Annotated in this window: 23 protein-coding genes and 1 pseudogene; 9 read left to right on the top strand and 15 right to left on the bottom strand. The window is 55.4% G+C overall.

Annotation, left to right across the window (positions count from 1 at the left end; genetic code table 11):
- Nucleotides 1–2 precede the first annotated feature (2 nt).
- From pcaD to N1249_RS12860, 6 genes are all read left to right on the top strand, one after another.
- The gene (gene pcaD, locus N1249_RS12885; RefSeq protein WP_259829857.1) at nucleotides 3–782 is read left to right on the top strand and encodes a 3-oxoadipate enol-lactonase; all 780 of its coding nucleotides are present in this window, start codon (nucleotides 3–5) and stop codon (nucleotides 780–782) included.
- Complete coding sequence (locus tag N1249_RS12880; protein ID WP_259829855.1) at nucleotides 766–1,881, top strand: muconate cycloisomerase family protein; 1,116 nt, start codon at nucleotides 766–768, stop codon at nucleotides 1,879–1,881. The genes pcaD and N1249_RS12880 overlap by 17 nt, the downstream gene beginning before the upstream one ends.
- A gap of 9 nt (nucleotides 1,882–1,890) precedes the next feature.
- Nucleotides 1,891–2,178 (top strand): muconolactone Delta-isomerase, encoded by a 288-nt coding sequence (gene catC, locus N1249_RS12875; RefSeq protein WP_259829853.1) that lies wholly within the window; start codon nucleotides 1,891–1,893, stop codon nucleotides 2,176–2,178.
- Between the two features lie 35 nt (nucleotides 2,179–2,213).
- A complete protein-coding gene (gene catA / locus N1249_RS12870; protein WP_259829851.1) occupies nucleotides 2,214–3,140 on the top strand; it encodes a catechol 1,2-dioxygenase in 927 nt (308 codons plus the stop codon).
- Between the two features lie 132 nt (nucleotides 3,141–3,272).
- Nucleotides 3,273–4,244, top strand: a complete 972-nt coding sequence (locus tag N1249_RS12865; RefSeq protein WP_259829849.1) for a fatty acid desaturase — start codon at nucleotides 3,273–3,275, stop codon at nucleotides 4,242–4,244.
- A complete protein-coding gene (locus tag N1249_RS12860; RefSeq protein ID WP_259829847.1) occupies nucleotides 4,237–5,037 on the top strand; it encodes a phosphate/phosphite/phosphonate ABC transporter substrate-binding protein in 801 nt (266 codons plus the stop codon). The genes N1249_RS12865 and N1249_RS12860 overlap by 8 nt, the downstream gene beginning before the upstream one ends.
- 4 nt (nucleotides 5,038–5,041) lie before the next feature.
- Here the strand turns inward: N1249_RS12860 and N1249_RS12855 are convergent, their stop codons facing one another.
- The 7 genes from N1249_RS12855 to N1249_RS12825 form a co-directional block, all read right to left on the bottom strand.
- Complete coding sequence (locus tag N1249_RS12855; protein WP_259829846.1) at nucleotides 5,042–6,358, bottom strand: LLM class flavin-dependent oxidoreductase; 1,317 nt, start codon at nucleotides 6,356–6,358, stop codon at nucleotides 5,042–5,044.
- A gap of 55 nt (nucleotides 6,359–6,413) precedes the next feature.
- On the bottom strand, nucleotides 6,414–7,304 hold the full coding sequence (locus N1249_RS12850; protein WP_259829844.1) for an ABC transporter substrate-binding protein: 891 nt from the start codon (nucleotides 7,302–7,304) through the stop codon (nucleotides 6,414–6,416).
- 30 nt (nucleotides 7,305–7,334) lie between these two features.
- A complete protein-coding gene (locus N1249_RS12845) occupies nucleotides 7,335–8,012 on the bottom strand; it encodes an ABC transporter permease (RefSeq protein WP_259829837.1) in 678 nt (225 codons plus the stop codon).
- Nucleotides 8,012–8,641: an ABC transporter permease gene (locus N1249_RS12840; protein WP_166715711.1), complete on the bottom strand. Its 630-nt coding sequence runs from the start codon at nucleotides 8,639–8,641 to the stop codon at nucleotides 8,012–8,014. The genes N1249_RS12845 and N1249_RS12840 overlap by 1 nt, the downstream gene beginning before the upstream one ends.
- A complete protein-coding gene (locus N1249_RS12835; protein ID WP_259829834.1) occupies nucleotides 8,634–9,722 on the bottom strand; it encodes an ABC transporter ATP-binding protein in 1,089 nt (362 codons plus the stop codon). Before N1249_RS12835 ends, N1249_RS12840 begins: the two co-directional genes overlap by 8 nt.
- Nucleotides 9,723–9,882: 160 nt before the next feature.
- A complete protein-coding gene (locus N1249_RS12830; RefSeq protein ID WP_014070589.1) occupies nucleotides 9,883–10,203 on the bottom strand; it encodes an AzlD domain-containing protein in 321 nt (106 codons plus the stop codon).
- Between the two features lies 1 nt (nucleotide 10,204).
- A complete protein-coding gene (locus N1249_RS12825) occupies nucleotides 10,205–10,945 on the bottom strand; it encodes an AzlC family ABC transporter permease (protein ID WP_259829832.1) in 741 nt (246 codons plus the stop codon).
- 120 nt (nucleotides 10,946–11,065) lie between these two features.
- Between N1249_RS12825 and N1249_RS12820 the strand changes: the two genes are divergently transcribed.
- Nucleotides 11,066–11,380: a cupin domain-containing protein gene (locus tag N1249_RS12820; RefSeq protein WP_259829826.1), complete on the top strand. Its 315-nt coding sequence runs from the start codon at nucleotides 11,066–11,068 to the stop codon at nucleotides 11,378–11,380.
- A gap of 17 nt (nucleotides 11,381–11,397) precedes the next feature.
- Here the strand turns inward: N1249_RS12820 and N1249_RS12815 are convergent, their stop codons facing one another.
- The 3 genes from N1249_RS12815 to N1249_RS12805 all read right to left on the bottom strand — a co-directional run bounded on the left by N1249_RS12815 (nucleotide 11,398) and on the right by N1249_RS12805 (nucleotide 16,012).
- Entirely contained in the window at nucleotides 11,398–12,300 is a 903-nt protein-coding gene (locus N1249_RS12815) for a LysR family transcriptional regulator (protein WP_259829824.1), read from the bottom strand.
- Between the two features lie 105 nt (nucleotides 12,301–12,405).
- Entirely contained in the window at nucleotides 12,406–14,694 is a 2,289-nt protein-coding gene (locus N1249_RS12810) for an FdhF/YdeP family oxidoreductase (protein ID WP_259829818.1), read from the bottom strand.
- Nucleotides 14,695–15,112: 418 nt separating this feature from the next.
- A complete protein-coding gene (locus N1249_RS12805; protein ID WP_259829807.1) occupies nucleotides 15,113–16,012 on the bottom strand; it encodes a LysR family transcriptional regulator in 900 nt (299 codons plus the stop codon).
- A gap of 146 nt (nucleotides 16,013–16,158) precedes the next feature.
- On the opposite strand from N1249_RS12805, the gene N1249_RS12800 reads away from it, so the two are divergent.
- Nucleotides 16,159–17,205: an aldo/keto reductase gene (locus N1249_RS12800; protein WP_259829801.1), complete on the top strand. Its 1,047-nt coding sequence runs from the start codon at nucleotides 16,159–16,161 to the stop codon at nucleotides 17,203–17,205.
- A gap of 22 nt (nucleotides 17,206–17,227) precedes the next feature.
- Nucleotides 17,228–17,938: pseudogene (locus N1249_RS12795) on the top strand (carboxymuconolactone decarboxylase family protein); the annotation flags it as partial.
- A gap of 50 nt (nucleotides 17,939–17,988) precedes the next feature.
- Here N1249_RS12795 and N1249_RS12790 read toward each other — a convergent pair.
- The 5 genes from N1249_RS12790 to N1249_RS12770 are packed head-to-tail and all read right to left on the bottom strand — an operon-like array spanning nucleotide 17,989 to nucleotide 25,379.
- Nucleotides 17,989–18,393, bottom strand: a complete 405-nt coding sequence (locus N1249_RS12790) for an SMI1/KNR4 family protein (RefSeq protein ID WP_259829797.1) — start codon at nucleotides 18,391–18,393, stop codon at nucleotides 17,989–17,991.
- Nucleotides 18,390–18,992: an HNH/ENDO VII family nuclease gene (locus N1249_RS12785; RefSeq protein ID WP_259829795.1), complete on the bottom strand. Its 603-nt coding sequence runs from the start codon at nucleotides 18,990–18,992 to the stop codon at nucleotides 18,390–18,392. The genes N1249_RS12790 and N1249_RS12785 overlap by 4 nt, the downstream gene beginning before the upstream one ends.
- Nucleotides 18,989–22,228 carry an ATP-binding protein gene (locus tag N1249_RS12780; RefSeq protein ID WP_259829793.1) on the bottom strand — a complete coding sequence of 1,080 codons (3,240 nt, stop codon included), beginning with the start codon at nucleotides 22,226–22,228 and terminating at the stop codon, nucleotides 18,989–18,991. Before N1249_RS12780 ends, N1249_RS12785 begins: the two co-directional genes overlap by 4 nt.
- A gap of 13 nt (nucleotides 22,229–22,241) precedes the next feature.
- Nucleotides 22,242–23,108, bottom strand: a complete 867-nt coding sequence (locus N1249_RS12775; protein ID WP_259829792.1) for a hypothetical protein — start codon at nucleotides 23,106–23,108, stop codon at nucleotides 22,242–22,244.
- Nucleotides 23,109–23,114: 6 nt separating this feature from the next.
- The gene (locus tag N1249_RS12770) at nucleotides 23,115–25,379 is read right to left on the bottom strand and encodes a dynamin family protein (RefSeq protein WP_259829791.1); all 2,265 of its coding nucleotides are present in this window, start codon (nucleotides 25,377–25,379) and stop codon (nucleotides 23,115–23,117) included.
- Nucleotides 25,380–25,388: the final 9 nt, after the last annotated feature.

The raw sequence follows: 25,388 nt of genomic DNA, 5'->3' as shown, positions 1-25,388 counted from the left end.
CGATGGATCTCGAATACCGACTGGATGGCGACAGCTCTCTGCCGCTACTGGTGCTCTCAAACTCGCTGGGCACCACCTGGGAGATGTGGCAGGCGCAGCTGCCCGCCCTGACACAGCATTTTCACGTGCTGCGTTACAACACGCGCGGGCACGGCCGTTCGCCGTTAGCGCAGCATGATCTCAGCCTGGCCACGCTTGGGCAGGATGTCGTTTCGCTGCTCAACCATCTTGGCGTGGAGCGCGCCTTTTTCTGCGGTCTATCTCTGGGCGGCCTGACCGGGCTGTGGCTCAACCGCCACGCGGCGGGGCGTTTTCATCGTCTGGTGGTGGCAAACACCGCCGCCAGAATCGGCGAAACAAACGGGTGGTTGCAGCGCGCAAACCTGGTGCGCGAGCAGGGTATGGCGCCCGTGGCCGCCAGCGCTGCCGACCGCTGGTTTACGCCAGCATTTCGTCAGGCTCATCCGGCGGTGATGGAAAACCTGGTGTCCACCCTGGCCCACACGCCCACGGAGGGGTATGCCGCCTGTTGTGAAGCGCTGGCCCGCGCCGACCTGCGCGATGAGGTGCCCGCCATGCAGCGCCCGATGCTGGTGATTGCCGGAGAAGATGACCCGGTGACCACTACGCACGACGCCGAATGGCTGGTAGTGGAAGCCCCGCACGCGCACTACCTGGCGCTTCCCGCCTCGCATCTGTCGAACATCGCCTGTGCTGAGGCATTCAGCCAGCATGTCATCTCTTTCTTAACTGCCGGAGCAGAACATGAGCATCACGATTGAATCCATCGCCTGCTGGCTGGTGGATATCCCGACCATTCGTCCGCACAAGCTGTCGATGACCACGATGGGCTGCCAGACGCTCACCATCGTGCGCATGACCTGTGCGCAGGGTGTGGTGGGCTGGGGCGAAGCCACCACCATCGGCGGCCTGAGCTACGGGGCCGAAAGCCCGGAGGCCATTAAATCAGCCATTGAAACCTATCTGGCACCGCTGCTGTGCGGCAAAAGCTTCAGCGGCCCGGCGGCGCTGGCCGAAACCATGAACGCCAGCGTGAAGGGCAACACTTTTGCGAAGTCTGCCCTCGAAACCGCGTTCCTTGATGCGCAGGGAAAAGCCCTTGGTGTGCCCGTCAGTACCCTGCTGGGTGGCGCGTTGTGCGAACGGTTGCCGGTGCTCTGGACGCTGGCGAGCGGTGATACCGACAAAGACATTGAAGAGGGCAAACGCCTGCTGACGGAAGGCCGACACAACGCGTTCAAACTCAAAATTGGCGCCCGCGAACTGGCAACAGATGTGCGTCACGCGCTGGCGATTAAGGCCGCGTTGGGGGATGAGGTCAGTATTCGGGTGGACGTGAATCAGGCCTGGGATCTTACCACCGCAATGAAAGGAATGCGCCAGTTGCAGGACGGGGGGATCGACCTCGTGGAGCAGCCCATCCCGCAGTGGGACACGCAGGGGTTAATCACTCTCAGCCAGCGCTTTGAGGTACCGATTCTGGCGGACGAAGCGGTGGGCACGCGCCATGACGGCTATGCGCTGGCGCGTGGCGGCTTCACAGGCGCTTATGCGCTGAAGATTGCCAAAGCGGGTGGCCCGGTGCAGGCGCTGAAGCTGGCTCAGGTGGCCCAGGCGGCAGGCGTGGCGCTCTATGGCGGCACCATGCTGGAAGGCACGCTGGGAACCGTTGCCTCACTCCATGCCTGGTCAACGGTCAGGATGCAGTGGGGCACGGAGATGTTTGGCCCGCTGCTGCTAAAAGACGACATCGTGGTGCGCCCGCTCGATTTTAGCCAGGGGCAGGTGAGCGTACCGAAAGGCCCAGGGCTGGGTATTGAGATTGATGACGATAAATTGCGCCATTACGCGCGCCAGTAAGGGGTTTATATGCTGTTTAAAGTGGAAATGACGGTCAACATTCCCGCCTCACTGCCAAAGGTGCAGGCGGATGAAATTAAAGCCAAAGAGAAAGCCTATTCGCAACGGCTACAGCGCGAAGGCAAATGGCTGCATATCTGGCGGGTGGTGGGGCAATACGCCAACGTCAGCATCTTTGACGTTGCCGACAATCAGGAGCTGCACACGCTGTTAACGGAGTTACCGCTCTACCCGTATATGGACATCGCCGTGCAGCCGTTATGCGCGCATCCGTCGTCGATTGATAACGAAAAATAGTAAAAACCGTACCCTACAATAACGAGGAACATGCAATGTCCAAAAATCCTGCATATCAGTCTGAACTGGAAACCTTACTCGCCATCAGCAGCGGTCTGAACGCCGACGGCGGAAACGATCGTTTTAAGAACATCATGCACCAGCTCCTGAGCGACCTGTGCCAGACTATTAAAAAATTCGACATCACCGACGAAGAGTTCTGGGTGGCGGTGAACTACCTGAACGAACTGGGCGAGCGCAAAGAGGCGGCGCTGCTGGCGGCAGGCTTAGGCCTTGAGCACTATCTGGATATGCGCGCCGATGAAAAAGAGGCCGCTGCCGGTACTGACGTGGGCACGCCACGCACCATCGAAGGGCCGCTGTATGTGGCCAATGCGCCACTGAGCGAAGGTTTCGCCCGCATGGATGACGGCAGCGAAAACGCCGAAACCATGTGGCTGCACGGTAGCGTGACTGACCTTGACGGTAAGCCGGTTGCGGGGGCGATTGTCGATATCTGGCACGCCAATACGCTTGGCGGCTACTCGTTCTTCGACCCGTCACAAAGCGAGTACAACCTGCGCCGCCGCGTTAAAACCGGCGCGGACGGCCGCTACGCGGTGCGCAGCATTGTGCCATGCGGTTATGGCTGCCCGCCGGATGGCCCAACGCAAAAACTGCTGACCGGCCTTGGCCGTCACGGCAATCGTCCGGCACACGTCCATTTCTTTGTCTCGGCACCGGGCTTCAAACACCTGACCACCCAGATCAACCTCAATGGCGATCAATACCTGTGGGATGACTTTGCCTTTGCAACCCGTGAAGAGCTGATTGCTGACCCGGTGAAAATTACCGACAGCACGCTCGCCCGTGAGCGCGATATCAACGCGCCGCATACGGAAGTGAGTTTTAACTTCTCGCTGGTGCAGGCCGCCGAAAATGCCGAGGAGACGAGAGGGAAACGCTCGCGCGTGAAAGAGTAACACTGGCTGGCAGCATCCCGGTGCTGCCCCTGTTTTTCTGGCAAAGCATAGCGATTTAAGTTCTTTGTTATTTCAGGCGTTATCCCGGATCTTCATGCCATAGAGTCAATGGCGGAAAGGGCGTCTGAAGGAATGGGTAAACGAAACTCCCTCTATTTACATCAACAACAACGAGAACATATTCACCAGCTTTCAACCAGCATCCTGTGGCGCAGCGAACTCCCGACCTGGATACTCATGATAACCATTTATGGTGGCTGGTTTGCGACCCTGGCAAACTGGCAGGTGCTGGGTTTGTATCCCGCCACGTTGCTGCTTATCGGGTTTACCGCCTGGTACATGTCGCTACAGCATGAGTTGATCCACGGACATCCCACGCGTTTTCCCCGGCTGAACCAGCTTTTCGGCATGCTGCCGCTGGCGGTCTGGTATCCGTATGGCCTGTACCGGGACTCCCATCTGGCGCATCACCGTAACGACCACCTGACCGTGCCGGTGGACGATCCTGAGTCGTATTACTTTAGCGATGAAAGCTGGGCGCGGTTTCGCCCGTGGCAGAAGCGGGTGATTCATCTGCGTAACACTTTCATCGGACGGCTGTTGCTGGCACCGTTAATTGATATTGTGCTGACGCTGGGCTGCGCTGTGTCGGCCTTTCGCCGCTTACAGGTTTCCGCCATGCTGATGTGGATAATCCACGTAGCCTTACTCGCGGTGCTTTTTGTCTGGATGTCGCACCTTGGCTTCTCCCCGCTGTGGTTTGTTCTGGCGGTGAGTTACCCTGCGCTGGCGCTGACCAAAGTGCGATCTTTTCTTGAGCACCGCGCGGCGGACGATCCGCTGGCGCGGTCGGTAATCAACGAGGCCGGACTGTTCTGGCGGGTCCTGTTTTTGAATCTTAACTATCATTCTGTACATCACGATCTGCCGGGAGTGCCCTGGTACGGGCTGAAGGCGGTTTACCTGCACAATCGCGACGCTTATCAGCAGCGCAACCACGGTTTCCTGGTGAAGGGATACGGCGAATGGTTACGCCATTTCTGGGGTAAACCGGTGGATGTGACGGTGCATCCGGGCATTCATAAAGGAGACAGTCATGAGTGATCCGCTGGCATTCCCGATGTACGCCGTGAACCGCCGCGACACCGATGCCCTGTGGCTGGCGGTACAAGGGCTGCTGGTTGCCCGGGGCGTGCCGGTGGGAAGCCTCACGCCCGTATTGCCGCAGGAGTCGCTGGTGGCACACTGGCAAAACCCGCAACTGATCCTGAGCCAGACCTGCGGCTACCCGCTGGTGACACAGCTTTTGGATGTTCAGGTGGTTGGCTGTTTTCACTACACCGCGCCGGGCTGCGAGAATATCTATTACCGCAGCGTGCTGGTGGTGCGTGAAGAGGATAAACAGCAAACTTTTGCTGATTTTCGTGGCCGGCCGGTGGTGTGCAATTCCACCGATTCACAGTCAGGCTACAACGTGCTGATGAAGATGGTGACGCCGCTGGCGGTGAACGGGCGCTTTTTCTCGCGCGTTGCCCTGAGCGGCAGCCATCGTCAGTCGCTGATTGATGTGCAGCGTGGGGAAGGGGATATCGCGGCTATCGACTGCGTAACCTGGGCGCTATTACAACACCATGAACCCGCGTTACTGGAGGGGCTGGCGATCATCGACCAAAGCCCGCTGGCACCAGGATTGCCGCTCATCACCGCAGGTGGAACCTCTCCCGATACGCTTGCTTTGCTGCGCGAGGCGCTTCATACGCTGGTCAGTGCGCCGGAATACCGGGAAATTTGTACCGCGCTGCTGATTGGCGGGTTTAGCGAAGTGACGCGCCAGCCTTATTCGCGGTTACTGGACTGGCGTAAGGCGGCGCAAACAGCCGGGATAGCCCGGCTGTAGCCCTTCAGGCAAAGTGGTTTTTGGCCAGTGGAAGGCCCAGTTTTTCACGCAGGGTGCCCGGCGCATAGTCGGTTTTCATTACGCCTTTGGCTTTCAGAACAGGGACAACCTGTTCCGTGAAGCGATCAAAATCCCCCGGCAGCAGCGGGAACATCAGGTTAAAGCCGTCTGCGGCCCCGGAAAGATAGATTTCCGCCAGCGTATCGGCAACCTCCTGCGCAGTGCCAATCACCAGCCAGCTGTCGGAGCTTTGCAGCAACAGGCGGCCCAGCTCCAGAATGGTCAGGGCGGGGTCGTAATCCCGGATGAGTTGCAGCGTGGTGCGAATACCGTCGAAGTTTGCTTCGTCCGGCAGCGGCGGCAGCGGTTCATCGTGCGGATACGGGCTCAGATCCAGCTTCAGATAGGCCGACAGCAGATCGATAGCCATTCGATCGTTCATCAGCCCGGCGTTAAGCTGCTGACGCTCGGCTTTTTCAGCTTCGGAATTCACCACCACCGGCAGCACCCCGGCGATGATTTTAAAGTCTTCAGGTGAACGTCCGAGCGCGTTCAGGCGCTGATTCATCTCTTCGCGGTAGGCTTTTCCCTGTTCGATGGATTTGATAAACACAAAGTGCATATCCGCCCTGCTGGCCGCAAGCTGCTTACCGGCTTCGGAAGAGCCTGCCTGCACGAGTACCGGATGCCCCTGTGGCGGACGTGGCACGTTAAGCGGGCCGCGCACCTTAAAGAAATCCCCGCGATGGTTAAGATGATGCACTTTGTCGGCATCGGCAAACAGGCCGTGCGGTTTATCAAACAGGAGCGCGCCATCTTCCCATGAGTCCCACAGACGGGTGACCACATCGATAAACTCCCCGGCGCGCTGGTAACGATTACCGTGCTGCGGGATCTGATCCAGCCCGAAATTGGCGGCTTCCTCTTCCAGCCAGGAGGTCACTATATTCCAGCTTGCGCGCCCGTTGCTCAGGAAATCGAGCGAGGCGAAATAGCGCGCCAGATTATAGGGCTCGGTATAAGAGGTTGAAGCCGTTGCCATCAGGCCAATATTGTCCGTCACGGCGGCCAGCGCCGAGAGTAGCGTCAGCGGTTCAAGCCGGGCATTGGCGTAATGGGCAAGGCCGCTGTCCCAGATCCCGGTATGGTCGGCAATGAACAGGGCATCAAGCGTGGCGGCTTCGGCCTTGCGGGCAAGGGCGGTGTAGTAGCTGAGGGTGAAAACCTCGTGTTCGGGGGCGTCCGGGTGACGCCATGAGAACCGGTAATCACCCTGGGGATTGAAAAAGAACAGATTCAGGATCATGGAGTTGTGCGACATTGTGGGGCCTGTGTCAGGTTGTGGCCGATCCCTGGCCATTGAATAATTAAAAACGTTACAGGTTGGTGTTGACCCATTGTTCTGCCACGGCAGCAGGATCTTTGTGCTGGAGGTCAACCTGTTTGTTCAGCTCGACCAGAGCGGTGTTATCCAGCTTGTGAGACACCTGGTTGAGGATGCCGTCGATTTTTGGCGTCAGCGCCGCTTTGCGTACCAGCGGGACAACGTTCTGGCTTGGCTGTTCGTGTTTATCATCTTCCAGGACTACCCAGTCCTCTTTGGCGAGTGAGCCCTGAGTGGAGACCACCGTTGCCACATCAATTTTGCCGGAGTTCAGCGCCAGGCGGGACAACGGCCCGCCCATGTCGAGGGATTTCACCTCTTTAAACTCCAGGCCGTAGACGCGCTTCAGGCCCGGCAGGCCGAGGGCGCGAACCGGAAACTCCGGCGGGCCGCCGATCACCAGCTCGTGTGCCACAGGCGTCAGATCGGAGAGTTTGGTTAACCCGTATTTTTTGGCGGTTTCGGCGCGGACGGCCCAGGCCGTGACCGAGCTGGCGGAAGAGGGAGTGAGCAGCGTGAATTCTGCTGGCAGCACTTTTGCCAGCCCGGCACTGACGTCGCTCTGGGTGGTTGCCAGCGTTTTCCCGTCATAATAATTCAGCAGTGCGCCGAGATATTCCGGGACAATATCTATTTCACCGCTTTTCAGCGCCGGAATAATAATTTCGCGGTTACCCAGATTAAGCCGCGTTTTAACATCGATATTATTTTTCTTTAATGCGCTGGCGTAAATATTGGCAAGAATGGAGCTTTCGGTAAAATTCGCTCCGCCAATGGTGACGGTTTCCGCCAGAGTAGTAAAACTTAAGCTGAATAATCCTGCCGCCAGAAGGGATAATTTAAATCCACGGCGGTTAAACGCGTGCCATAATGATTGCTTCATAATGCCTCTTTTATTTGCAGGTGGTTTTTATCATGATTCCGTTATTGCGGGTGCGGCCTGTGACTGAAATAACATGTTGTTGATAAGTGAAAATATCCCCTCGCAGGCAAGCGCCAGCAGTGTTACCACGAGGGAGCCGGAAATGACCTGCGGGATATCGCGCTGACCCAGACCATCAATCAGGAAGCGGCCCAGCCCGCCCAGCCCGGCATAGGCGGCGACTACCGCCGTGGCGATTAGCTGCAACAGTGCGGTGCGAACCCCGGCGAAGATCAGCGGCATCGCCAGCGGAATGCGCAGCTGCCACAGGCTCTGTATGGGCGTCATGCCAAGCGCGGTGGCGGCATCGCACAGGGTACGGTCGGCGTGATAGATCCCCACCCAGGTATTGGTCAGGATCGGCGGGACAGACAACGCGATCAGCGCAACAAACACCGGCACATCGTTGAAACCAAAAAGAATAATACACAGTAAAATCAGGCCCAGGGACGGGATCGCCCGGCCAATGTTAAACAGGTTGATGACCAGAAAAGCCCCTTTGCGCCAGTAGCCCAGCGCCACGCCCAGAGGTAACGCAATGGCCGAAGCGATGACCATGCTCACCAGCACATACCAGAGATGCTCGCGCAAGCGCAGCAGGATCCCCGTATCGCTGAGCCAGTGTTCTGGCTGAATTAGCCAGTGCCAGGTTGCGGTTAAGATGTCCATTATCGTGCCCACGGCGTAACCCAATAGCCCACGCGCGCTATCAGAGAGTCAAAAAGAAACGACAGGACCAGGCTCAGCACCACGCTGACTACAATCGGCGTCAGGAAATCCTGGTTAAAGCCCGACAGCAGCAGTTGCCCAAGCCCGCCCTGACCAATCAGCGCCGTGACCGTAACCAGCCCCACCAGCGTGACCGAGGCAATACGCAGCCCGGCAAACAAAGACGGAATAATCAGGTGCAGTTCAACGTCAACAAAACGGTGCCAGCGGGTGTAGCCCAGCGCGCGGGCGGATTCCAGTACGTCGAACGGCAGTTTTTCGATTCCGGCGACCACGTTGCGCAGCAGGATCAGCAGCGAATAGAGCGTTAAGCCGATCACTGATGTGGTGAGCGACAGACCGGTAAACGGGATCAGCAGAATAAACAGCGCCAGTGAAGGAATGGTAAACAGCACCCCGCACAGACCAAGCAGTGCCGGAGCTGATGCGGGCCAGCGTAGTGTCAGGCCAATCAACACCCCCGTGAGCGCCGTGCCGAAAAAGAGCGATACGGCCACCAGCAGCGTGTGCTGCCAGAGCAGGGCGGCAATCGGGCCCTGATTATCCACAATCCACTGCCAGTCAATCATAGCGGCGCACATCCACATGTCCGTCCAGCACGCGCTGGAGCAGCCCGTGGGAAATACTGCCCTGATACTGACCGTCTCCGTTGACGTGCACCAGTACGCCGCCCGGCGTATCCAGAAGCGCGCTGTAGGCGAAGCGCAGGGAGTGAAGCGCCTTCAGGGTGAGCGAAACGGGCAGGGTGGTGCGCCGCTCAGGGTCGAGCCAGTACAACGGGCGCAGCTGTTTATCGAGCACCAGGCGCAGCGGGCTGGCAACCACCGGATGCTGGCTGGAAATTGGCGTTAGCGCCTCGTCCACCAGGGGAACATCGTGGCGTGGAAGCTGCCCAACCTGAAGCCTGGCGAGGCGTTTTAAGTTGGGCTCAGGCCCGATGAATCGCGCCACGAACTCACTGGCAGGCTGGGCGAGAATATGATCGGGCGTATCAAACTGAGCCAGAACGCCACCTTCCTGAAAGATGGCGATTTTATCGCCGAGGCGAATGGCTTCATTGATGTCATGGGTGACGAGCACGATAGTTTTGTGCAGGCGCTGCTGGAGCTGCAACAGCTCGTCCTGGAGCTTTTCCCGCACGACCGGGTCGATGGCCGCAAAGGGCTCGTCCATTAACAGAATAGGCGGATCGGCCGCCAGCGCACGGGCAATCGCCACCCGCCCTTGCTGCCCGCCTGAAAGCTGGTGGGGGTAGCGCGCAAGCAGGCTCGGGTCGAGGGACATGACCTCCACCAGCTCATCAATACGCGCCTGAATATGTTTTTTATTCCAGCCAAGAAGACGCGGAACGGTTGCGATATTCTGGGCAACGGTCCGGTGCGGGAATAAGGCTGCACTTTGCATCACGAAACCGATTTTTCGTCGCACCTGAATAATATCGGCATCGGCTATTTTAATACCCTGAATATAAACCGAACCGGCATCCGGGATATCTAGTTGATTAATCATACGTAACAGGGTGGTTTTCCCGCAACCGCTGGGGCCAACGAATGTGCAGAATTCACCTTCATTGATCGTGATATTTAATTTGCCGATCGCGGCGTGCGTACTACCAGGGTACGTTTTGTTTATGTTTTCGAGTCTGATCATATGAAACAATAGCGCCCTGAAATTATTTCGTTTATATCAAACACAAATTACAGAGGCGATGAACAGGGCGCAAATATGATATTTGCATTTGTATTGCAGGTATTTGGATTAATAATGCGGGCACCAGCAACGCCCTCTCCTCCAGGAGGAGAGGGGAACATCACATCAAAAAATAGCTCAGACCTGAAAATGCCACCATTCCCGCAAGCACCGTCGCGAAAAGGCTGCGCGTCACTATCCCCGCTAATGCAGCAACCGCCGCCGCCAGCAGCGAAATGCTGACCCCGGACGGTGTCAGTGCTGGTTTGCCCAGCAGCTCGGCGGTAATAATGGCGGCCATAATGGCGGCAGGAATAAAACTCAGCCACTGCTGCAACGCTGGTGCAAGGCGAAAACGGGAAAGCAGCAGAATAGGCACGGTGCGCATCAGTGCGGTAACCAGCGCAGAGATGAAAATCGCGAGCAGAATATTGCGTTCCATCTTATTTCCCTCCCTGACTGAAGAATCGCAATCCCAGGGTGGCAAGCGTGGCCGATACCGATGCCGCGATAATCACCACCAGGCTGATATCCATCTGGCGGGCGGTCAGCAGCGTAATCACCACCGCGGCGGCGATACTGAATGTTTCCAGCGCTTTTCGGTGGCTGGCAAACCACAGCATCAGCACCAGACCAATAAACATCGATACCAGGCTAAAGCTCAGGCCTTCCATCAGCGATGGCGGAAGGGCAGAGGCCAGCCACGCGCCGACCACGCAGGCGAGGATCCAGTTAAGCCAGGCGGCGACGTTAAGCCCAAGCATCCAGGCAAACGGAACGGTACTGTGCTGGCTGCCGCGCTGCACGGCAACGCCGAAGGTCTCATCGGTCAGTAGCAGGCCGCTTACCAGTTTTTGCAGGGTGCTGTGTTCGCGAAAGAAGACGCTCATGGCGGAGCTCATCAGCAGGTAGCGCAAATTCACCAGGAAGACGCTGAACACCACCGAGGCCACTTCTGCCCCGGCCGCCCATAGTGAGTAGAACAGAAATTGCGCCGAGCCGGTATATAACACGCTTGCCAGCAGTGCGGTTTGCAGGGTGGTAAACCCGGAAAGGGTGCCGATAGCCCCAGCGGCAAAACCAATACTCCAGTAACCGGGGATCGTGGGCAAACAGGCGGTGATCCCTGCGCGAAACTCCGCGCCTGCCTCATCTCTGTGTGAGGCCTTTGTTTTCATCAACATCAGTATTTCCTGTACCAGTGCATTAAGCCAGAATCGTGATAATCATTTGATCTATTGTTATTTGTGAACATCAAACGGTGATGTACAACTAACTTATCACGTCCTGGCCGAAGTGTTCCGATGAAAAAGAGTTCCATTTTTAGTGTGGCAGAAGAGCTGCCGCAGTTCTGGCAGTCGCGCATTCTGGGGCTGGTTGGCGATGCCAGCATTAAAGTTATCAGGATGGGCGGAGAGGGGATCCCCCCGGAAGTGCATGACGATTTCGATGAATGGCTGCTGGTACTGGAGGGTGAATTGCCGCTGGTGGTGGCAGAAAACGTGTTCACTTTGTCTGCCGGAGAGTATGTCGTTGTGCCGCGTGGCGTAACGCACCATGTCCCTGCGGGGAGTGTCGGCACACTGTTGCTGGTGGATATTCACGCACCGGGGCCGTAATGCTCACCCGCGCCCCGCTATTCGTAACTCTCATTTTCCACCGTATAAATATCCTGAGCGTCGGTAAAGCAGCGCAGTGCCAGAGATGACACCGGCTCCTGTTTGCGCATAATCAGGCCAATAGGGGCGTCGATGTTTGAGTCGGTTATCGGGGTAATCAAAAAGTGGCTGTTTAAGTTCTCAAGCCCGTTATTCAGCGGCATGACGGCACAGCAGATGCCGCTTTCTACCGCCTGGATTATCTGAAAGGTTGAGTCGCTCTCAAACACATAGTCCGGGGTGATCCCGGCGGATTTAAAACTGACGTCCATATGGTCGCGATAGTGCATCCCTTTGCTCAGGAACCCCAGCGGGAAATTCACCAGATCCTGCCAGGTGAGCGTTGTCTTATCCATCCGGAAATGGCGGGAGTCATGCAGTAAGCCCATTTTGGTTTTCGGCAGCTTAATAACATTAAAAACGCTGGTGTTAATATTATTCAGATAGCAAATCCCCAGTTCCAGCTGATTACTGTTTACCCCTTCGGCGATTTGTTCTGACGACATGGAGTACAGGCTAAATTTCAGTTCGGGGTATTTTTGCGTCAGCTGGCGAATAAAGATCATCGGGTCAACGCTCGCCAGCGGAACCATGCCAAGACGCAGTTCACCCACTACTTGCCCTTTGCACAGGGCAGCCTCCGCCTGAAGCCCATCGTGTGCGGCAAGCAGCGCGCACGCCCAGGCCAGGATCCGTTCTCCCTCTGGCGTAAAGCCCTCAAAGCGTTGCCCACGGACGATCAACACCAGGCCGAGCTCCTCTTCCAGGCTGCGAATACGCATGGAAAGCGTCGGCTGAGTGATATTGCATTGCGCTGCCGCCTTACCAAAGTGACGGGTTTGATCCAGGGCGATCAAATATTTTAATTGTTTTATGTCCATTATTATTCTCAGAACGAGCAGGTGCTACGAGTATTACATAGATGCGGAAGGAATTGAGAAATCCCCCTTATTCATTGCCGGAGCGTTGAATAAGGGGGACTGAGATCAGAGCATCCGGATTTCTTTTGAACGCAGGGTCACACGAACAGGCACGGACTTATAGGACGGCGTACCACTGTCTTTATCGAGGTAGTTAAGCGGCACCAGCACGTTAGCTTCCGGGTAGTAGGCGCCAACGGAGCCTGGCGCGATGCTGTAAGCCACCACGGTAATATCCTCGAGGCGCTGAACACTTCCCGCCAGCGCCGTTTCGATATCCACGCGATCGCCGTGCTCCAGACCCAGGCTATCCATATCGCCTTCATTCATAAACAGAATATCGCGGCGGCCAAAGACGCCGCGATAGCGATCGTCCAGCGCATAGATGGTGGTGTTGTACTGGTCGTGGCTGCGAAGGGTAATCAGGCGCAGAACGTTGTCCCCTTCGCCTCTGGCATTCTCATCCACGCCATCGAACACGGAGAACATCGCTTTACCGGTGGCTGTAGGCCAGATGCGCTGGATTGGCGGCAGCGGCATCCGGAAACCGCCCGGCACACGAATGCGGTCGTTATAGTTGTCAAAACCGGGGATGGTTTGCTCGATTAACTCGCGGATCAGATCGTAGTCTGTCACCAGTTCCAGCCAGTTCACTTTGGTCTGTTTCAGCGTTGCGCGAGCCATGCCCGCAACGATGGCCGGTTCAGAGCGAATCAGCGGGGAGGCGGGTTTCAGCTTACCGGAGGAGGCATGAACCATCGACATGGAATCTTCCACGGTGATGGACTGACGCCCCGTCTGCTGCAGATCCAGCTCGGTACGGCCAAGACAGGGCAGGATATAGGTTTCTTTGCCCACCAGCAGGTGAGTACGGTTTAGTTTGGTGCCCACGTGCACACTTAAATCCAGGGTCTGCATGGCCGGGAATCCATTCTCGTGATCGGGCATCGCAACCGCAAAATTCCCGCCAAGGCAGATAAGGGCTTTGGCATGGCCGTCGATCATCGCCTGTGTGGCTTGTACGGCATCGTGACCATGTTTAGCTGGCGCATCGAAGCCGAAAACATCCTTAAGGCGCGCAATAAACGCTGCGGTAGGTTTTTCGGTGATCCCCACAGTACGGTTGCCTTGCACGTTCGAGTGGCCACGAAGCGGACAAATCCCCGCACCCGGTTTGCCGATGTTGCCGCGCATTAGCAGCACATCGGCAATCAGCCGCACGTTCGCCGTACCCTTGTTGTGCTGGGTGATCCCCATACCGTAGGTGATAATGGTAGCGTTCGATTTTGCATAGGCTTCAGCCACGCTTTTCAACGCGTCTGCGGTTAACCCGGATTCGCGTTCAATCGCCTCCCAGGAGGTTTGCGCGATATCGTCCGCAAAGGCCGGGAACCCCTGAGTGTGTTCGGCGATAAATTCGCTATCCAGCACGCCACCACGTTCTTCTTCCATTTGCAGAAGGTGTTTGGCGATCCCTTTTAAGGCCGCGGCATCGCCACCGGCTTTCACCTGGAAATAGGTAGAGGCGATATCGGTCGAGCTGTAGGTGGCCATTTCAAAGACGCTTTGCGGGTCGGCAAAACGCTCCAGGGCTCTTTCACGCAACGGGTTGAATACGATGATCGGCACATTGCGGCGCGCCAGCTCGTGAAGCGTCCCCATCATGCGCGGGTGGTTTGTGCCCGGGTTGTGACCAATAGAGATAACCAGCTCTGTTTTGTCGAAATCATCCAGTGAAACGGTGCCTTTCCCGATTCCGATAGAGCGCGGTAAGCCGACGCTGGTGGCTTCATGGCACATGTTGGAACAATCAGGAAAGTTGTTCGTACCGTATTCACGGGCAAACAGCTGGAACAGATAAGCCGCTTCGTTCGATGCTCTGCCCGAGGTATAAAATTCCACCTGGTCTGGTTCAAGCCCGCGCAGGACTTCGCCGATCCGCTCAAAGGCCTCTTCCCACTCAACAGGGCGGAACGTGTCGCTTGCCCGGTCGTAACGCAGCGGGCGGGTCAGACGGCCATAGCCTTCAAGCTCGTAATCGGATTTTGCCAGCAGGGAAGTAACGGTGTTTTTCGCCAGAAATTCCGGGGTGACGCGCTTGTTGGTGGCTTCCCACGTTACGGCTTTCGCGCCGTTTTCGCAGAACTGGAACGTGGATTTGTGTTCTTTATCCGGCCACGCGCAGCCCGGGCAGTCAAACCCATCGGGCTGGTTGGTACGCAGCAGCGTGACGGGAGCGTCCAGCGCATCCATCTGCGTGCGTACGGCTATCGCCGTCGCTTTTAAGGCACCCCAGCCACCGGCAGGCCCGTCATAATGTCTGATCCCGGGAACTGAACGTCTTTTCTTATTCATACGAACTCCTGACTATTCTGGTCATGACAAAGCGCGGCCAGATTAACCATAAATAAACTATGGTTAATTAAAGGGGCCACTACAGCAGTGGGTTGGGATAATAAACAGAAGCAATGAATAATCGTTGTATAACTCATTACATAACCGATGATGAGTTTCGTTTAAAACACACAGTTTGCAGCGGTTAACAAAATCAATGCTTTTGATTTAAAGAAATTATAACAGGAATTTATCATCTTCATAATAAATGTTATCTATCACTTATTAAATTTAACCTATTCAGGAATTACTGTGTGCAGGTGAATTTGTTAATTATATTTCAATGTCAGCGCTGAAATCTTACACACTGACATATTTAAAATTCACCAGGCCGTGTTTATTAATAATTACATTGACCATTGTGCAATGGAAAACCGTATTACCTGGCGTTTTTTAAGATTAAAAATTCAATAAGGCTTTGGACTCTTTTGGTTTTACCCGCGCTTTTAGGATAATAAAGAAACACCGGGGGATAGGTTTTCCAGTAGGGCTCCATTACCGGAATAAAACGGTCTTTATCGGACTGTAACCGATACACCGGCTCGAAAAGACGCCCGATGCCCAATCCGCTGCGGATCCCGTCTGCCATCACGTCAATATCATTACTGATAAGCTGGCCTTGCATATCAAGGGTTAACTGCTCACCGTTCTCCTCGAGAATCAACGGCAGGATACGGTTATTGGTGATAAACCGATAGCCTATCAGTCGATGCCGCGAAAGATCTGCGGGGGTCACTGGAATACCAAACTCCTCAAGATAGGCGGATGAGGCATACAAGCCCTCACGAAAGGGTGCCATCAGCTGACGTGCGACGACCCCGCCTTCAAGGATATCGCCAAACCGGATCCCCAGGTCATAGCGCTCATCGACAATGTTGATGGTTCCATCGTAGACGGATACCTCAAGCTGAATACCCGGATACTGAGCACAAAACTCGGCCATATGAGGCTTGAGGATCAACAGATATGCGAAGCGGGACAAGGTGATCCTGACCAGCCCGGAAGGTGCCTGATGCGTGTCCTTGATGCCCTCAAGCGCATTTTCCAGTGACGCTACCGCCGCCTGAGTTTGCTGTAACAGCTGTTGCCCGGCATCCGTCAGCGCTATATGCCGCGTTGTGCGGACAAAGAGAGGATGCCCGATGTGCTGCTCCAGCAGTTTTAGCGCCTTGCTCACGGACGGGGGCGTAATTTCCAGCTTTCTGGCCGCAGCTGTGATGCTGCCCTCGCGGGCAATGCTCTGAAAGATCCGTATCTGGTTATAAATCACATTGTTCATTAGGCCATCCTGATGTAATCAGCATACTGATTATTAGCTGTTGGCTAACTATCTTTGAATCAATGATGACCTAATCTTCCCGCGATCGCGACCTTATACTGGCGGTGTCTTTTTACATTCATGCTACGTTCAGGTGGGGAAAGCGAATGCAATACAGTCAGTTGGGTAACAGCGATTTACGCGTTTCCCGCATTTGTATGGGGGGCATGGGGTTTGGCGATCCTTCTTCGGGTCAACACAGCTGGACCCTGAGCGAGCCGGAAAGCCGGGACATCATCCGCTACGGCCTGGAGCAGGGGATCAATTTCTTCGATACCGCTATCGCCTACCAGAATGGCTCAAGTGAACGTTTTGTCGGGAAAGCGCTTCGCGACATGGCGAGGCGAGATGAGGTGGTGCTGGCAACGAAATTTTTGCCCCGCACCGGGCAACAGATTGCCGCGGGGATCGGCGGCCAGCAGGCCATTGCGCACTCGCTTGACCAGAGCCTGCAAAACCTCGGCATGGAGTACATCGACCTTTATATCTACCACATCTGGGACTACAACACGCCAGTCCTTGACGTGTTGATCGCGCTGCACCAGGCGGTTCAGGCGGGAAAAGTGAGAGCCATTGGCATCTCAAATTGCTTTGCCTGGCAGCTGGCGAAAGCCAACGCGCTGGCGGAACGCGAAGGCTTGACGCCTTTTGTCTCTGTCCAGAGTCATTACAACCTTATTATGCGCGAGGATGAACGCGAGCTGGCGGGGCTTTGCGCGCAGGACAATATCGCCATGACGCCCTACAGCGCGCTGGCCAGTGGTCGTCTTTCCCGCATTGATAATGCTCAGACGCGACGCGCCAGGGAAGACAGCTATGCCAAAGGGAAATACGACAAAACGGCAGAGCAGGACGCAGAGATAATTGCCCGCGTGGCGGAGCTGGCCAGCCAGTACCAGGTGTCAATGACCGAGGTTTCACTGGCCTGGCTGTTAACCAAAGTGACGGCCCCGGTTGTGGGCGCAACGAAAATGCAGCATGTCGAGGGCGCGGTAAAAGCTGTGAACTTGCGGCTGAGCGAGGAAGATATCCGTTATCTGGAGGCCTGCTATCAGCCTCACGCATTATCGGGGATCATGGCGCAAAACACCCCAGCCACGAAAGACCAGAAACAGGTCTGGACCCGCAAACGGCCCGGAGAATCAATAAGGTGAACACACAATGAAAGTTAATGCATCCGTACTGTCTGACGCCGATATTCAGTCGGTATCACCCGCACTTGTCCGGTTTGGTAATGAGGTTATCTCCGGTGAACTATGGCAGCGAAATGAGCTGTCAGCGCGGGATCGCAGTATCGTCACGCTGGCTATTCTTATCGCCAGAAATCAGCCTGCCGAACTGAAGCACTATGTGGAAGTAGCGCTCGAGTGCGGCGTAACCCCGGCTGAAATCTCTGAAGTGATTACCCATCTGGCGTTTTATTCCGGCTGGCCGAATGCGATGGCTGCCATTGCGGTGACTAAAGATATTTTCCGCACACGCGGAGTAAGCCCTGATGAACTCCCACAGGCGACACCGCAGCTATTGCCCCTGAATGAAGAGGCTGAACGGCTACGAGCTGAAACCGTGAAAAAGAACGTTGAACCAGTTTCGCCGGGGCTGGTGAAATTCACCGCCGATCCTCTTTTTCTTGAGCTGTGGCAACGGCCAGCGCTCGCCTCCCGTGACCGGAGCCTGGTTACCGTCAGCGCGCTGATTGCCGCCGGGCAGAGTGCGCAAATCGGCTATCACCTGAACCGGGCGATGGACAATGGACTTACCGCGCAGGAGGCGGGGGAAATTGTGGCGCACGCCGCATTCTACGCCGGCTGGCCAAATGCCTTTTCAGCGGTTGGTGTGGTGGGGGGAAGTATTGCAGGGAAGGAAAGCCTGGTTCGGCCTTGTTAAACTGATAGTGTTGCGCCCCCTGCAGCGGCAGGGGGCGCAACAGGCGTGTTTTATTGCTCGATTTGTTGTAACACGAAGGTTTCTAATGAGACGTTCAGGGTTTCGCGCACGCCGGACAGCGGTGACCAGCGCACAATGTTGCCGGTCGCGTTGTCATAGAGATAATAGTGACCATCCTCCGCATCCATTAGCGGAACCGCGCAGACCGGGAAGTTGGGGTGTTGCTGACGTAACTCCGCCGTCGAGCGCAGAATGTTTAACCACGCTGTCTCCTTTACCCCCAGTCCGAACACTTCGGTGGCTTCATAAGAGAGGATCCCGACGTTTTGCAGCCAGGCTTTATAGTCCGGGGTGAAGGTAATATGAAGCGCCTTTTCCGCGTTGTTGATCGTTGCCGCGTCAACCGGGCGGGTAGTCACATCATGTTGTTCGATAAACGTTTTCAGTTGTTTCATGCTGCGGCCTCGCTTCGTTGATTTTTAATATCTTCTGCACGCTGTTTCCAGTGGTCGGTGCGTTCCTTTTGGAAATCACCGCGGTCAATTTCCGAATCTTTGGTGACATCATGGAGGATTTTATTATTACCACCGCCCATATGTTCGCTTTGCGTCAGCTCTGCTAATGGTGAATCCGCATTTTGCCCGATATGGTGAAGCTGATAAGGCTTGCCGTCGGCATCCTGCGGCGGCAGACCTTTTTCCATTCGCTCAAGATTCGTTCTGCCCAGTTCATCCACCTGGTCGGGGTCGATATCCGGTTGCACCAGCACATCTTTCCCGTTGACCGTTTCACATTCCAGCCCGGCATCAAGGTAAATCTGCGCTTCCTGCTCGCTTCCGATGCGTTCAATGACGTCTTCACTGTAGCCTTTGTCACGCAGTGTTTCACGCATCTCGTCACTCAGTTCAGTCAGCGGAGTGTCAACCGTCTTCAGGGGCTCATCCAGCTTATCAATGTCAATGTCGGTAATATCAATATCTTTAGTGAGTTCAGTCAGCTCTCCGTGCTCACCCACGATCTCAAGGGCCGTTTCTAAAACTAGCATTTCGCTCATTGCAGGGTTTCCTGTACGTGTTTACGCCACCCGGCGTAGGTCTTCAGCCATGTTTCTGACTCCGCCGAAACGTCTTTCATCAGGCACTGCTGTACTGCAATACGCAGCGCTGTAGGTAACTCACCGGTGCGACGGGTAAGCAGGGTATCAAGTGTGCTATTCAGGGTGCTGAAGTCGCTGCACTGGCTGAGTTGATGGATCAGCTCACGACGACAATCGAGTAACCCGGTGATGGTGCTGGCTAACTGACGGAACTGGTCTTCACGTTGAATTCGCAGAGTTCGATGGGTTTCGAACTCTGCAATTAATGAGCGCAGCAGGATTTTGTTGCGCGTCGACAGCATCAGTGTATCGATCCGCTCGACCAGTTGTTGCGGCGTGATGTCGACCGGATGGGGGAGACGATGGTTAAGTAACCAGCTTAAAAGCGGCGTCCAGGCTTGCGGATTTGTGGCAACCAGCGCTACCGTGGGCTTGTACTGCCATGGCTCTGCTGGGGCCTCAAACTTCCTGACTCTACAAAGTACCGGCTCCAGCCAGTCGTTCTGATACACCACCGCGACCCCACGTGGCAGGCGCGCCAGTTCATCGAGTTGTTCATCACTCAGGGCCGCTGATTTTCCGGCAGTGCGGCGATCCGTATCTTCCGGCAGACGCATGATGATTTTAGTATTGGTGTTGCGGATGGCTGCCATATCTACTGCCGCAGGTGACTGATCGGCAATGATAAAACCCTCGCCCCAGGTGCGCATTTCAGCAATGGCATTCGCGAGCATTTCCACGGCTTTACCCGTGATATCCGCACCTTCTGCGCCAGCGTTACCGCCGCTGCGTTTCAGCAGGTGATGGGCCTCCTCAAGCACGGTCACATGGCGTAAAGCCTGGTTCATCCCGCTCATCGCGGCACGATGTTCGCTGAGGCGGATCACCAGAATACCGGTAATGAACGATCGGGTTTCCTGCGAGCCGATACGGCTTAAGTCGATAATGGTATTACTGTCAAAAAGAAGGCTGTTATCTATCTCCTCACCGCTAAAAATTTGCCCATTCAGGCCATTGGTCAGCGAGTTAACGCGTGTCACCAGTGAACCGATGTAGTTGCTTTTCACCTCCTGCGACCACTCGGATTGTTCAATCACCTGGCGAAGTTGTTCCTGCAGATCGGCAAAAGTTGGAAAAAGAGGGGCGGGGTGCCAGTGATTTTCCGATGTCACCAGATCCCAGCCGCACACGGTGTAAGCTTGCAGAATGGCATCTTTTAATACAGCAGGCATGGCGGCATACATCGGCCAGCACATGGAGAAAACATCCACCAGGCGGTCAATATGCTCAAAAACGTGGGTGGATTCAGGAAAGCGGAACGGGTTAATACGCAGAAGGGGTGAAAAGCGAGCATTCGTCCCAAAGACCGAGACATCATCACGATGACCAAAGACTTGCTTGTACTCACCTTTAGCCGGTTCAATAACCAAGAACGGGACATTGTTCTGACCCAGTTGTTCCAGCAATGCGTAAATGGTGTTGCTTTTGCCTGCGCCGGTGGAACCGGTGATAAATACATGGCTGGTGAGCCTGTCCACGTCCAGATCGATGGGCATATCCAGATCGTTCCACAAATGGCGCATCTGCCCGAGCCGCAGCGTCCGGCTCTGTTTTCCATCAGGCTCCGGGCCGTCGAGGGGCAGGACTTTTCGCCCGAATGATTGGGTATGCAGTACTGCGACGCTGGAGGTTGAACGACGGGGCAGGCTCAACTGTATAGCCATCTCTTTGCCGGAAACCAGCGTTGCCGGGGTGAGCCAGTCGATAGCCAGCACCGGGGCAATGGCGGGTTTCAGCGGTGGGTGCGCCAGTACCGACAGCCAGTCAAGAATGGGTTGTTTGCTTTGTGAGTTCCAGGTGGTTAAAGCGAAATCCTCCGTGCTTGAGCGGGTTCCGCGCATTAACCCCAGGAAAATGCTGGCCAGCGATTCTGACGAGGCGGTGCTGTCACCAATAAAGTAGGCGGCAGTTTGCCAGCCACCATAGGTTCGCGCTTCATTCACTCGTTCCAGATGATGATCGATTTTTGCCAGCAGGTTCTCGATGGTTTTGTCATTCACCTCCAGCGAAATCTGCTGGCTGTTGCCCGTCGTTTTATTGATAGTCTGGCCGTCAGTGCGGGTGGTGGTATCGTTTCGGTTCAGCGTGCGCGACTCGCTTTGGGAAGTGTTGCTGCCTTGTGTTTCCGACGTGCCGGTGGTGGTATTTTCGCTTACGCTGTCCGAGTGGGTACGGTTGAGGGCGATACCCTGCAGCACACCTTTAAAGGTCGCACCGAGTGATATCTGGCTGCCCTTTTTATAGCCCGCCATGACGTCAGCAAGGACCCCGGAGGTGGATTCGCTGCTTGAGATGCCAACGCTTGTGGAGTGGTTCGTACCACGGGTGAAAGAAGTGCCCTGAGACACCGTCATACCTAAACTTTCACCGAGAGACTGGCTCAGACCTTCACTGATGCTCAGGCCTACGCTGTCACTGTCCTGCACGCCAAAAGCGTACTGACGCTTTGCCAGGACAGAGAGCTGGGTGGCGACCTTTTCATAACCGGTGCGAATGCGATCCAGTTCCGGCGGCGTCACCGGCTCTGCAAGGATAATGGCCTGATAAACGCGGCTTTCGGCGGCATCAATAAAATGCTCCAGCCCTTGCATAAAATGTTCGCTGTCTTCTGTTGCCAGCGACGGTACTCCCGTGACGGCGGTCACCGAGGAGGACGGATTTTCTTTTTGCGCCAGCGCACCATCCAGTAACTGTGCGGTTTGTTGCGCGTCCTGCGCAATCAGCTTACTGCCGGGGAAATGTCCTTTGAACGTTTCATTGAGCAGTTCACCGGAGTTTTGCCCCAGCATCTTACCTGGAGCACCACGTGTGCCGATATAGACATCGGTTTCCCGTCCATCGGATTTCAGCAGCAAAAAGACGCTATAACCGGCAGCGCCTAATGCGGTGTAAGCGGCAGTGGTGCTCTCCAGCACCGATTGCTTGTTTTCCTGAACAATACGCTCAATGCGAAACAGGCGGATATCACCGGCGCGGTGGATTGGCACGCCCTGATAATCTTCAAGCGATTGCACTGGGTAGTGGCGCATTTCAGCCAGATAGCTACGGTTAATCAGCGTGTTAGCAGAGGCGAGGGTACCTGCCGCGCGCTGTTCCATCTCCTGGATTTGCAGTGGCATCATTGGTTTTTGCATGGTGATGCCTCCGTTAAAGCAGTGCGAAAATCAGTAGTGCCAGCGCGGCGAGCGCCCCCCCTGCCAGTGCGGCAACGCGCAGGGCCGAAGTGGAACCGCTCTGATGCACTGGTGTGCCAGGTGCAGGCGTCGGGCTGCGCGGTGCCGATGCCGTAGGGGCACTTGCAGAGCGCGGTGCGGCTTTCGGCTGGTGGACAAAGCCGGAAACCGCGCGATCGCGCAGTACCTGGTAGATGTTAATCAGGTGCTCAAAACGCTCCCGTGAGAAGTTCATCACCAGATACGCGGACTGAAGATTGTAGTAATCCACATCCCACTTGCTTTTGTCGGCCTCAAAACCGAGCGCCAGCGTGCTTTCTTCATAGTCGGCAAACAGTCCGGTTGCACGAGACTCTGCCCATTTCATCGCCTGACGAACCGTCTGTGCATCCAGTCGGTTATTTTCCAGTTCTGCAACCAATGCAGAACGCAGGCGGTTGAGGGAGCCGGACTCCAGTGCGGCAAGCAGGCTCTGGCCCGGTGTAAACGTCGTGGTTTCATTGTTGTTCATGTTTTGGTTTCCCTTGTCTTTATGCGCTGCAGGGGCGGCAAGAAAGCCATCATGCTGCTGCTCGGTCAGCCACTGGCTGAGGGCAGTCAGATGCTGCGCTCGCTCCAGCGAGAAGTTGTGTTCAAGGCTTCTGACCTGCAACGCAAAGTAAGCACTGTTCCAGTCAATGGTTTCATGGTTGATGGCCTCACAGATGCTATCTTCCCGGTGGGTGTCGAAAAGCGCCGGTTTCGCCGCGTAAGACTCCTCCAGCATGGCGTTCAGCAGCGCAAAATCACGCTGCGGGCAGTTGAGCGCTGCCAAAAATGCGTGGTGAAAATTCGGCTCCATCTGCGGTTACTCCTTCAGGCTCAATGTGTTGTCGAGGCGTGATTTAAATTCACTGATCCACGATTTCTGCGCACGTGCTTCGGAAATTGCGACTTCACGCGCTTCACGATCGGTCGTTTTCTCCTTCAGGGTGGCGATCAGTGCATCGAATTTGCTGTTAAATTCGCGTTCGATAAACGCAATGTAGTTTTCGACTAACCGGTCTTTATCCGTTTCGGTTTTCTTGCGCGCCGTATCAATCAGGTCCCGGAAGTTGCCCTCGATCTCGCTGCGTTTTTCATTCCATAGTTCGGACATATCAACATATTCCACCGTGCGGTAATCCCAGACGGTGCGGGTTCTGAAGTAGGAGAACGGGTTCCACCACGTTGCGTCGCTAACCTCGCGCGGGTTATAGCGTTCTTCCCGGTTTTTAATGTTATTGGAGTTAAGGCTTAAGTTGAGCGAAAAGTCGGCCATGTTTTCTTTCAGCCCCTGGAACAGCGGGAGCTTCAGTTCGCGGGTGTCTTCAAACAATTCGCTGATATAGCGGCGGTACTCCACTTGCAACTCGTCCTTAATTAACACCTGTGCGGCCTGGAATGCGGCTTCGAATTCGTTGATCAACTCTTTGAAGCGAAAACACGCGTCGCGTTCAGCTGCATCCAACAGCCGCTGTGCATCGGCGGGTGTCTGCTGAGGCACTTTTGTGAATTCGTTACCTTGCTCTCTGATGGCTGCCCGCACCTGCGCCAGTTTTTGCGTGAATACGGCAGCAATGTCCGGCGGCAGTTCTTTCCCTTTCTGGCGCAGTGACTGTTTGTACACATCGGTATCTGCGCTTTCTTTGCGCTTTTCTACGAGCCGGGTAATTTGTTCGTTCAGGTACGCGAGTGCGCGTTCATCCTGATCCAGTTGCTCGGTGAGCTCGGCTTCGCGCATGCCTTTCTCGATCGCATGATTGAGAGCCTCATAGGCTCGTTTCAGTCGGTTCGGGAAGGTGTATTTATCAATATATTCGTCAATCATCACTTCAACGGCGGGCAGCCCGCTGCGATAGAGGACACGCGACAGGTTGCGTTGCTCCAGTGCGCGGCTGACGCGGGAGGTGAGCGGCATATAAGAGGGCAGATTCATGCTGGCTTCTTCGAGGAAAAGCTCGGTCATGGTGTTGAGCTCGCCGCGCTCTTTGCGGGTTAGGGCATCCGGGTTTTTACGCAGCAGGCGCGTCAGGTTGGCAGAGATCGGGTACACCTGCGGGTTGTGAATGCCATTATTCTGCAAATAGGTTTTGATCCGCTCCAGCGCCGCGCCGACGTTTTCACCGTTTTCAGGATCAAAGTTATCCATTTTGTTGACGGCGAAAATAAAGCGATCTTTGCTCTGCTTGCCGCCACGCATCATGGTTTGCGCGACCAGGCGAAGCAGATGCTGGTCATCATTGATCCCCAGTTGTGAAGCGTTCAGCACATACAGGATCAGCGGATTGCGCTGCGAATCCTGGATATAGCTCATGGTGATTCGCTGGTGTTCACCGTCCTGGCTGTTATTTGGCCCTGGGGTGTCGGTTAACACCAGGCGCACATTATCACGCTCTTGCATCGAGACAATGTTACCGCGCAGATCAATCTGGTGGGTGTCCTCCAGTTGGTTCCACTCTTTGAGCAACTCAGAAGATACCGGAATTTCTTCGCCTGGCCCCGTGTGGCTGCTGATACGACGCGCCATAAAAGAGGATCCCAGTGTTTTGTCGTCGGTTATCTGCGCGATGGTGGCGGTGGTGGCTTCGTTGGCTGCGGGCAGGAGATCTTGGCCGAGCATGGCGTTTATTAATGTGGACTTACCCGACGACATGGTGGCGACAACATAAAGGTTAAAGTCGCGGTTAAAGGCCTCCTGGAACCCGCGGTTTACCTTTTCGTTATTTTCGATGTAGTCGTTAAACTGTGGATTCTGTCGGGCTTCTTCCATCATCGCCTGAATCACATTCAGGCGATGATGGACCTCTTTAACCCGGGTCTGCTCTAGTTCGATGGTCATGCCTTTCTGGCGGGCGGCGTCTGCCGCTTCCAGCACATCCAGATAATCGGATTCAACGCCTTTGAACTCGACATTAAAAGCCAGATCGCCGTTAAGCAGACGGCTCAGTTCATCGAAAAGGGTTTCGACCCAAAGCTGAAGACGCAACTCTTTGTAGCTTGACAATTTGCAGCCTTCGGCAGGTTCGGAGCCGTTGATTAAAAAGCGGGTTTCAACAATAAACGGGTTATGTTCGATATATATATTATTCATGATGCGCTC

Source organism: Enterobacter sp. CP102, assembly GCF_025152625.1.
Taxonomy (GTDB): Bacteria; Pseudomonadota; Gammaproteobacteria; order Enterobacterales; family Enterobacteriaceae; genus Enterobacter; species Enterobacter soli.
Note: the sequence above shows the minus strand (reverse complement) of the source record. Positions and strands in the feature narration are given on the sequence as shown.

Bases quoted from the DNA above. Each gene is read 5' to 3' on its own strand.
- pcaD (WP_259829857.1), top strand. From the start codon at position 3: ATGGATCTCGAATACCGACTGGATGGCGACAGCTCTCTGCCGCTACTG.
- N1249_RS12880 (WP_259829855.1), top strand. From the start codon at position 766: ATGAGCATCACGATTGAATCCATCGCCTGCTGGCTGGTGGATATCCCG.
- catC (WP_259829853.1), top strand. From the start codon at position 1,891: ATGCTGTTTAAAGTGGAAATGACGGTCAACATTCCCGCCTCACTGCCA.
- catA (WP_259829851.1), top strand. From the start codon at position 2,214: ATGTCCAAAAATCCTGCATATCAGTCTGAACTGGAAACCTTACTCGCC.
- N1249_RS12865 (WP_259829849.1), top strand. From the start codon at position 3,273: ATGGGTAAACGAAACTCCCTCTATTTACATCAACAACAACGAGAACAT.
- N1249_RS12860 (WP_259829847.1), top strand. From the start codon at position 4,237: ATGAGTGATCCGCTGGCATTCCCGATGTACGCCGTGAACCGCCGCGAC.
- N1249_RS12855 (WP_259829846.1), bottom strand. From the start codon at position 6,358: ATGTCGCACAACTCCATGATCCTGAATCTGTTCTTTTTCAATCCCCAG.
- N1249_RS12850 (WP_259829844.1), bottom strand. From the start codon at position 7,304: ATGAAGCAATCATTATGGCACGCGTTTAACCGCCGTGGATTTAAATTA.
- N1249_RS12845 (WP_259829837.1), bottom strand. From the start codon at position 8,012: ATGGACATCTTAACCGCAACCTGGCACTGGCTAATTCAGCCAGAACAC.
- N1249_RS12840 (WP_166715711.1), bottom strand. From the start codon at position 8,641: ATGATTGACTGGCAGTGGATTGTGGATAATCAGGGCCCGATTGCCGCC.
- N1249_RS12835 (WP_259829834.1), bottom strand. From the start codon at position 9,722: ATGATCAGACTCGAAAACATAAACAAAACGTACCCTGGTAGTACGCAC.
- N1249_RS12830 (WP_014070589.1), bottom strand. From the start codon at position 10,203: ATGGAACGCAATATTCTGCTCGCGATTTTCATCTCTGCGCTGGTTACC.
- N1249_RS12825 (WP_259829832.1), bottom strand. From the start codon at position 10,945: ATGTTGATGAAAACAAAGGCCTCACACAGAGATGAGGCAGGCGCGGAG.
- N1249_RS12820 (WP_259829826.1), top strand. From the start codon at position 11,066: ATGAAAAAGAGTTCCATTTTTAGTGTGGCAGAAGAGCTGCCGCAGTTC.
- N1249_RS12815 (WP_259829824.1), bottom strand. From the start codon at position 12,300: ATGGACATAAAACAATTAAAATATTTGATCGCCCTGGATCAAACCCGT.
- N1249_RS12810 (WP_259829818.1), bottom strand. From the start codon at position 14,694: ATGAATAAGAAAAGACGTTCAGTTCCCGGGATCAGACATTATGACGGG.
- N1249_RS12805 (WP_259829807.1), bottom strand. From the start codon at position 16,012: ATGAACAATGTGATTTATAACCAGATACGGATCTTTCAGAGCATTGCC.
- N1249_RS12800 (WP_259829801.1), top strand. From the start codon at position 16,159: ATGCAATACAGTCAGTTGGGTAACAGCGATTTACGCGTTTCCCGCATT.
- N1249_RS12790 (WP_259829797.1), bottom strand. From the start codon at position 18,393: ATGAAACAACTGAAAACGTTTATCGAACAACATGATGTGACTACCCGC.
- N1249_RS12785 (WP_259829795.1), bottom strand. From the start codon at position 18,992: ATGAGCGAAATGCTAGTTTTAGAAACGGCCCTTGAGATCGTGGGTGAG.
- N1249_RS12780 (WP_259829793.1), bottom strand. From the start codon at position 22,228: ATGCAAAAACCAATGATGCCACTGCAAATCCAGGAGATGGAACAGCGC.
- N1249_RS12775 (WP_259829792.1), bottom strand. From the start codon at position 23,108: ATGGAGCCGAATTTTCACCACGCATTTTTGGCAGCGCTCAACTGCCCG.
- N1249_RS12770 (WP_259829791.1), bottom strand. From the start codon at position 25,379: ATGAATAATATATATATCGAACATAACCCGTTTATTGTTGAAACCCGC.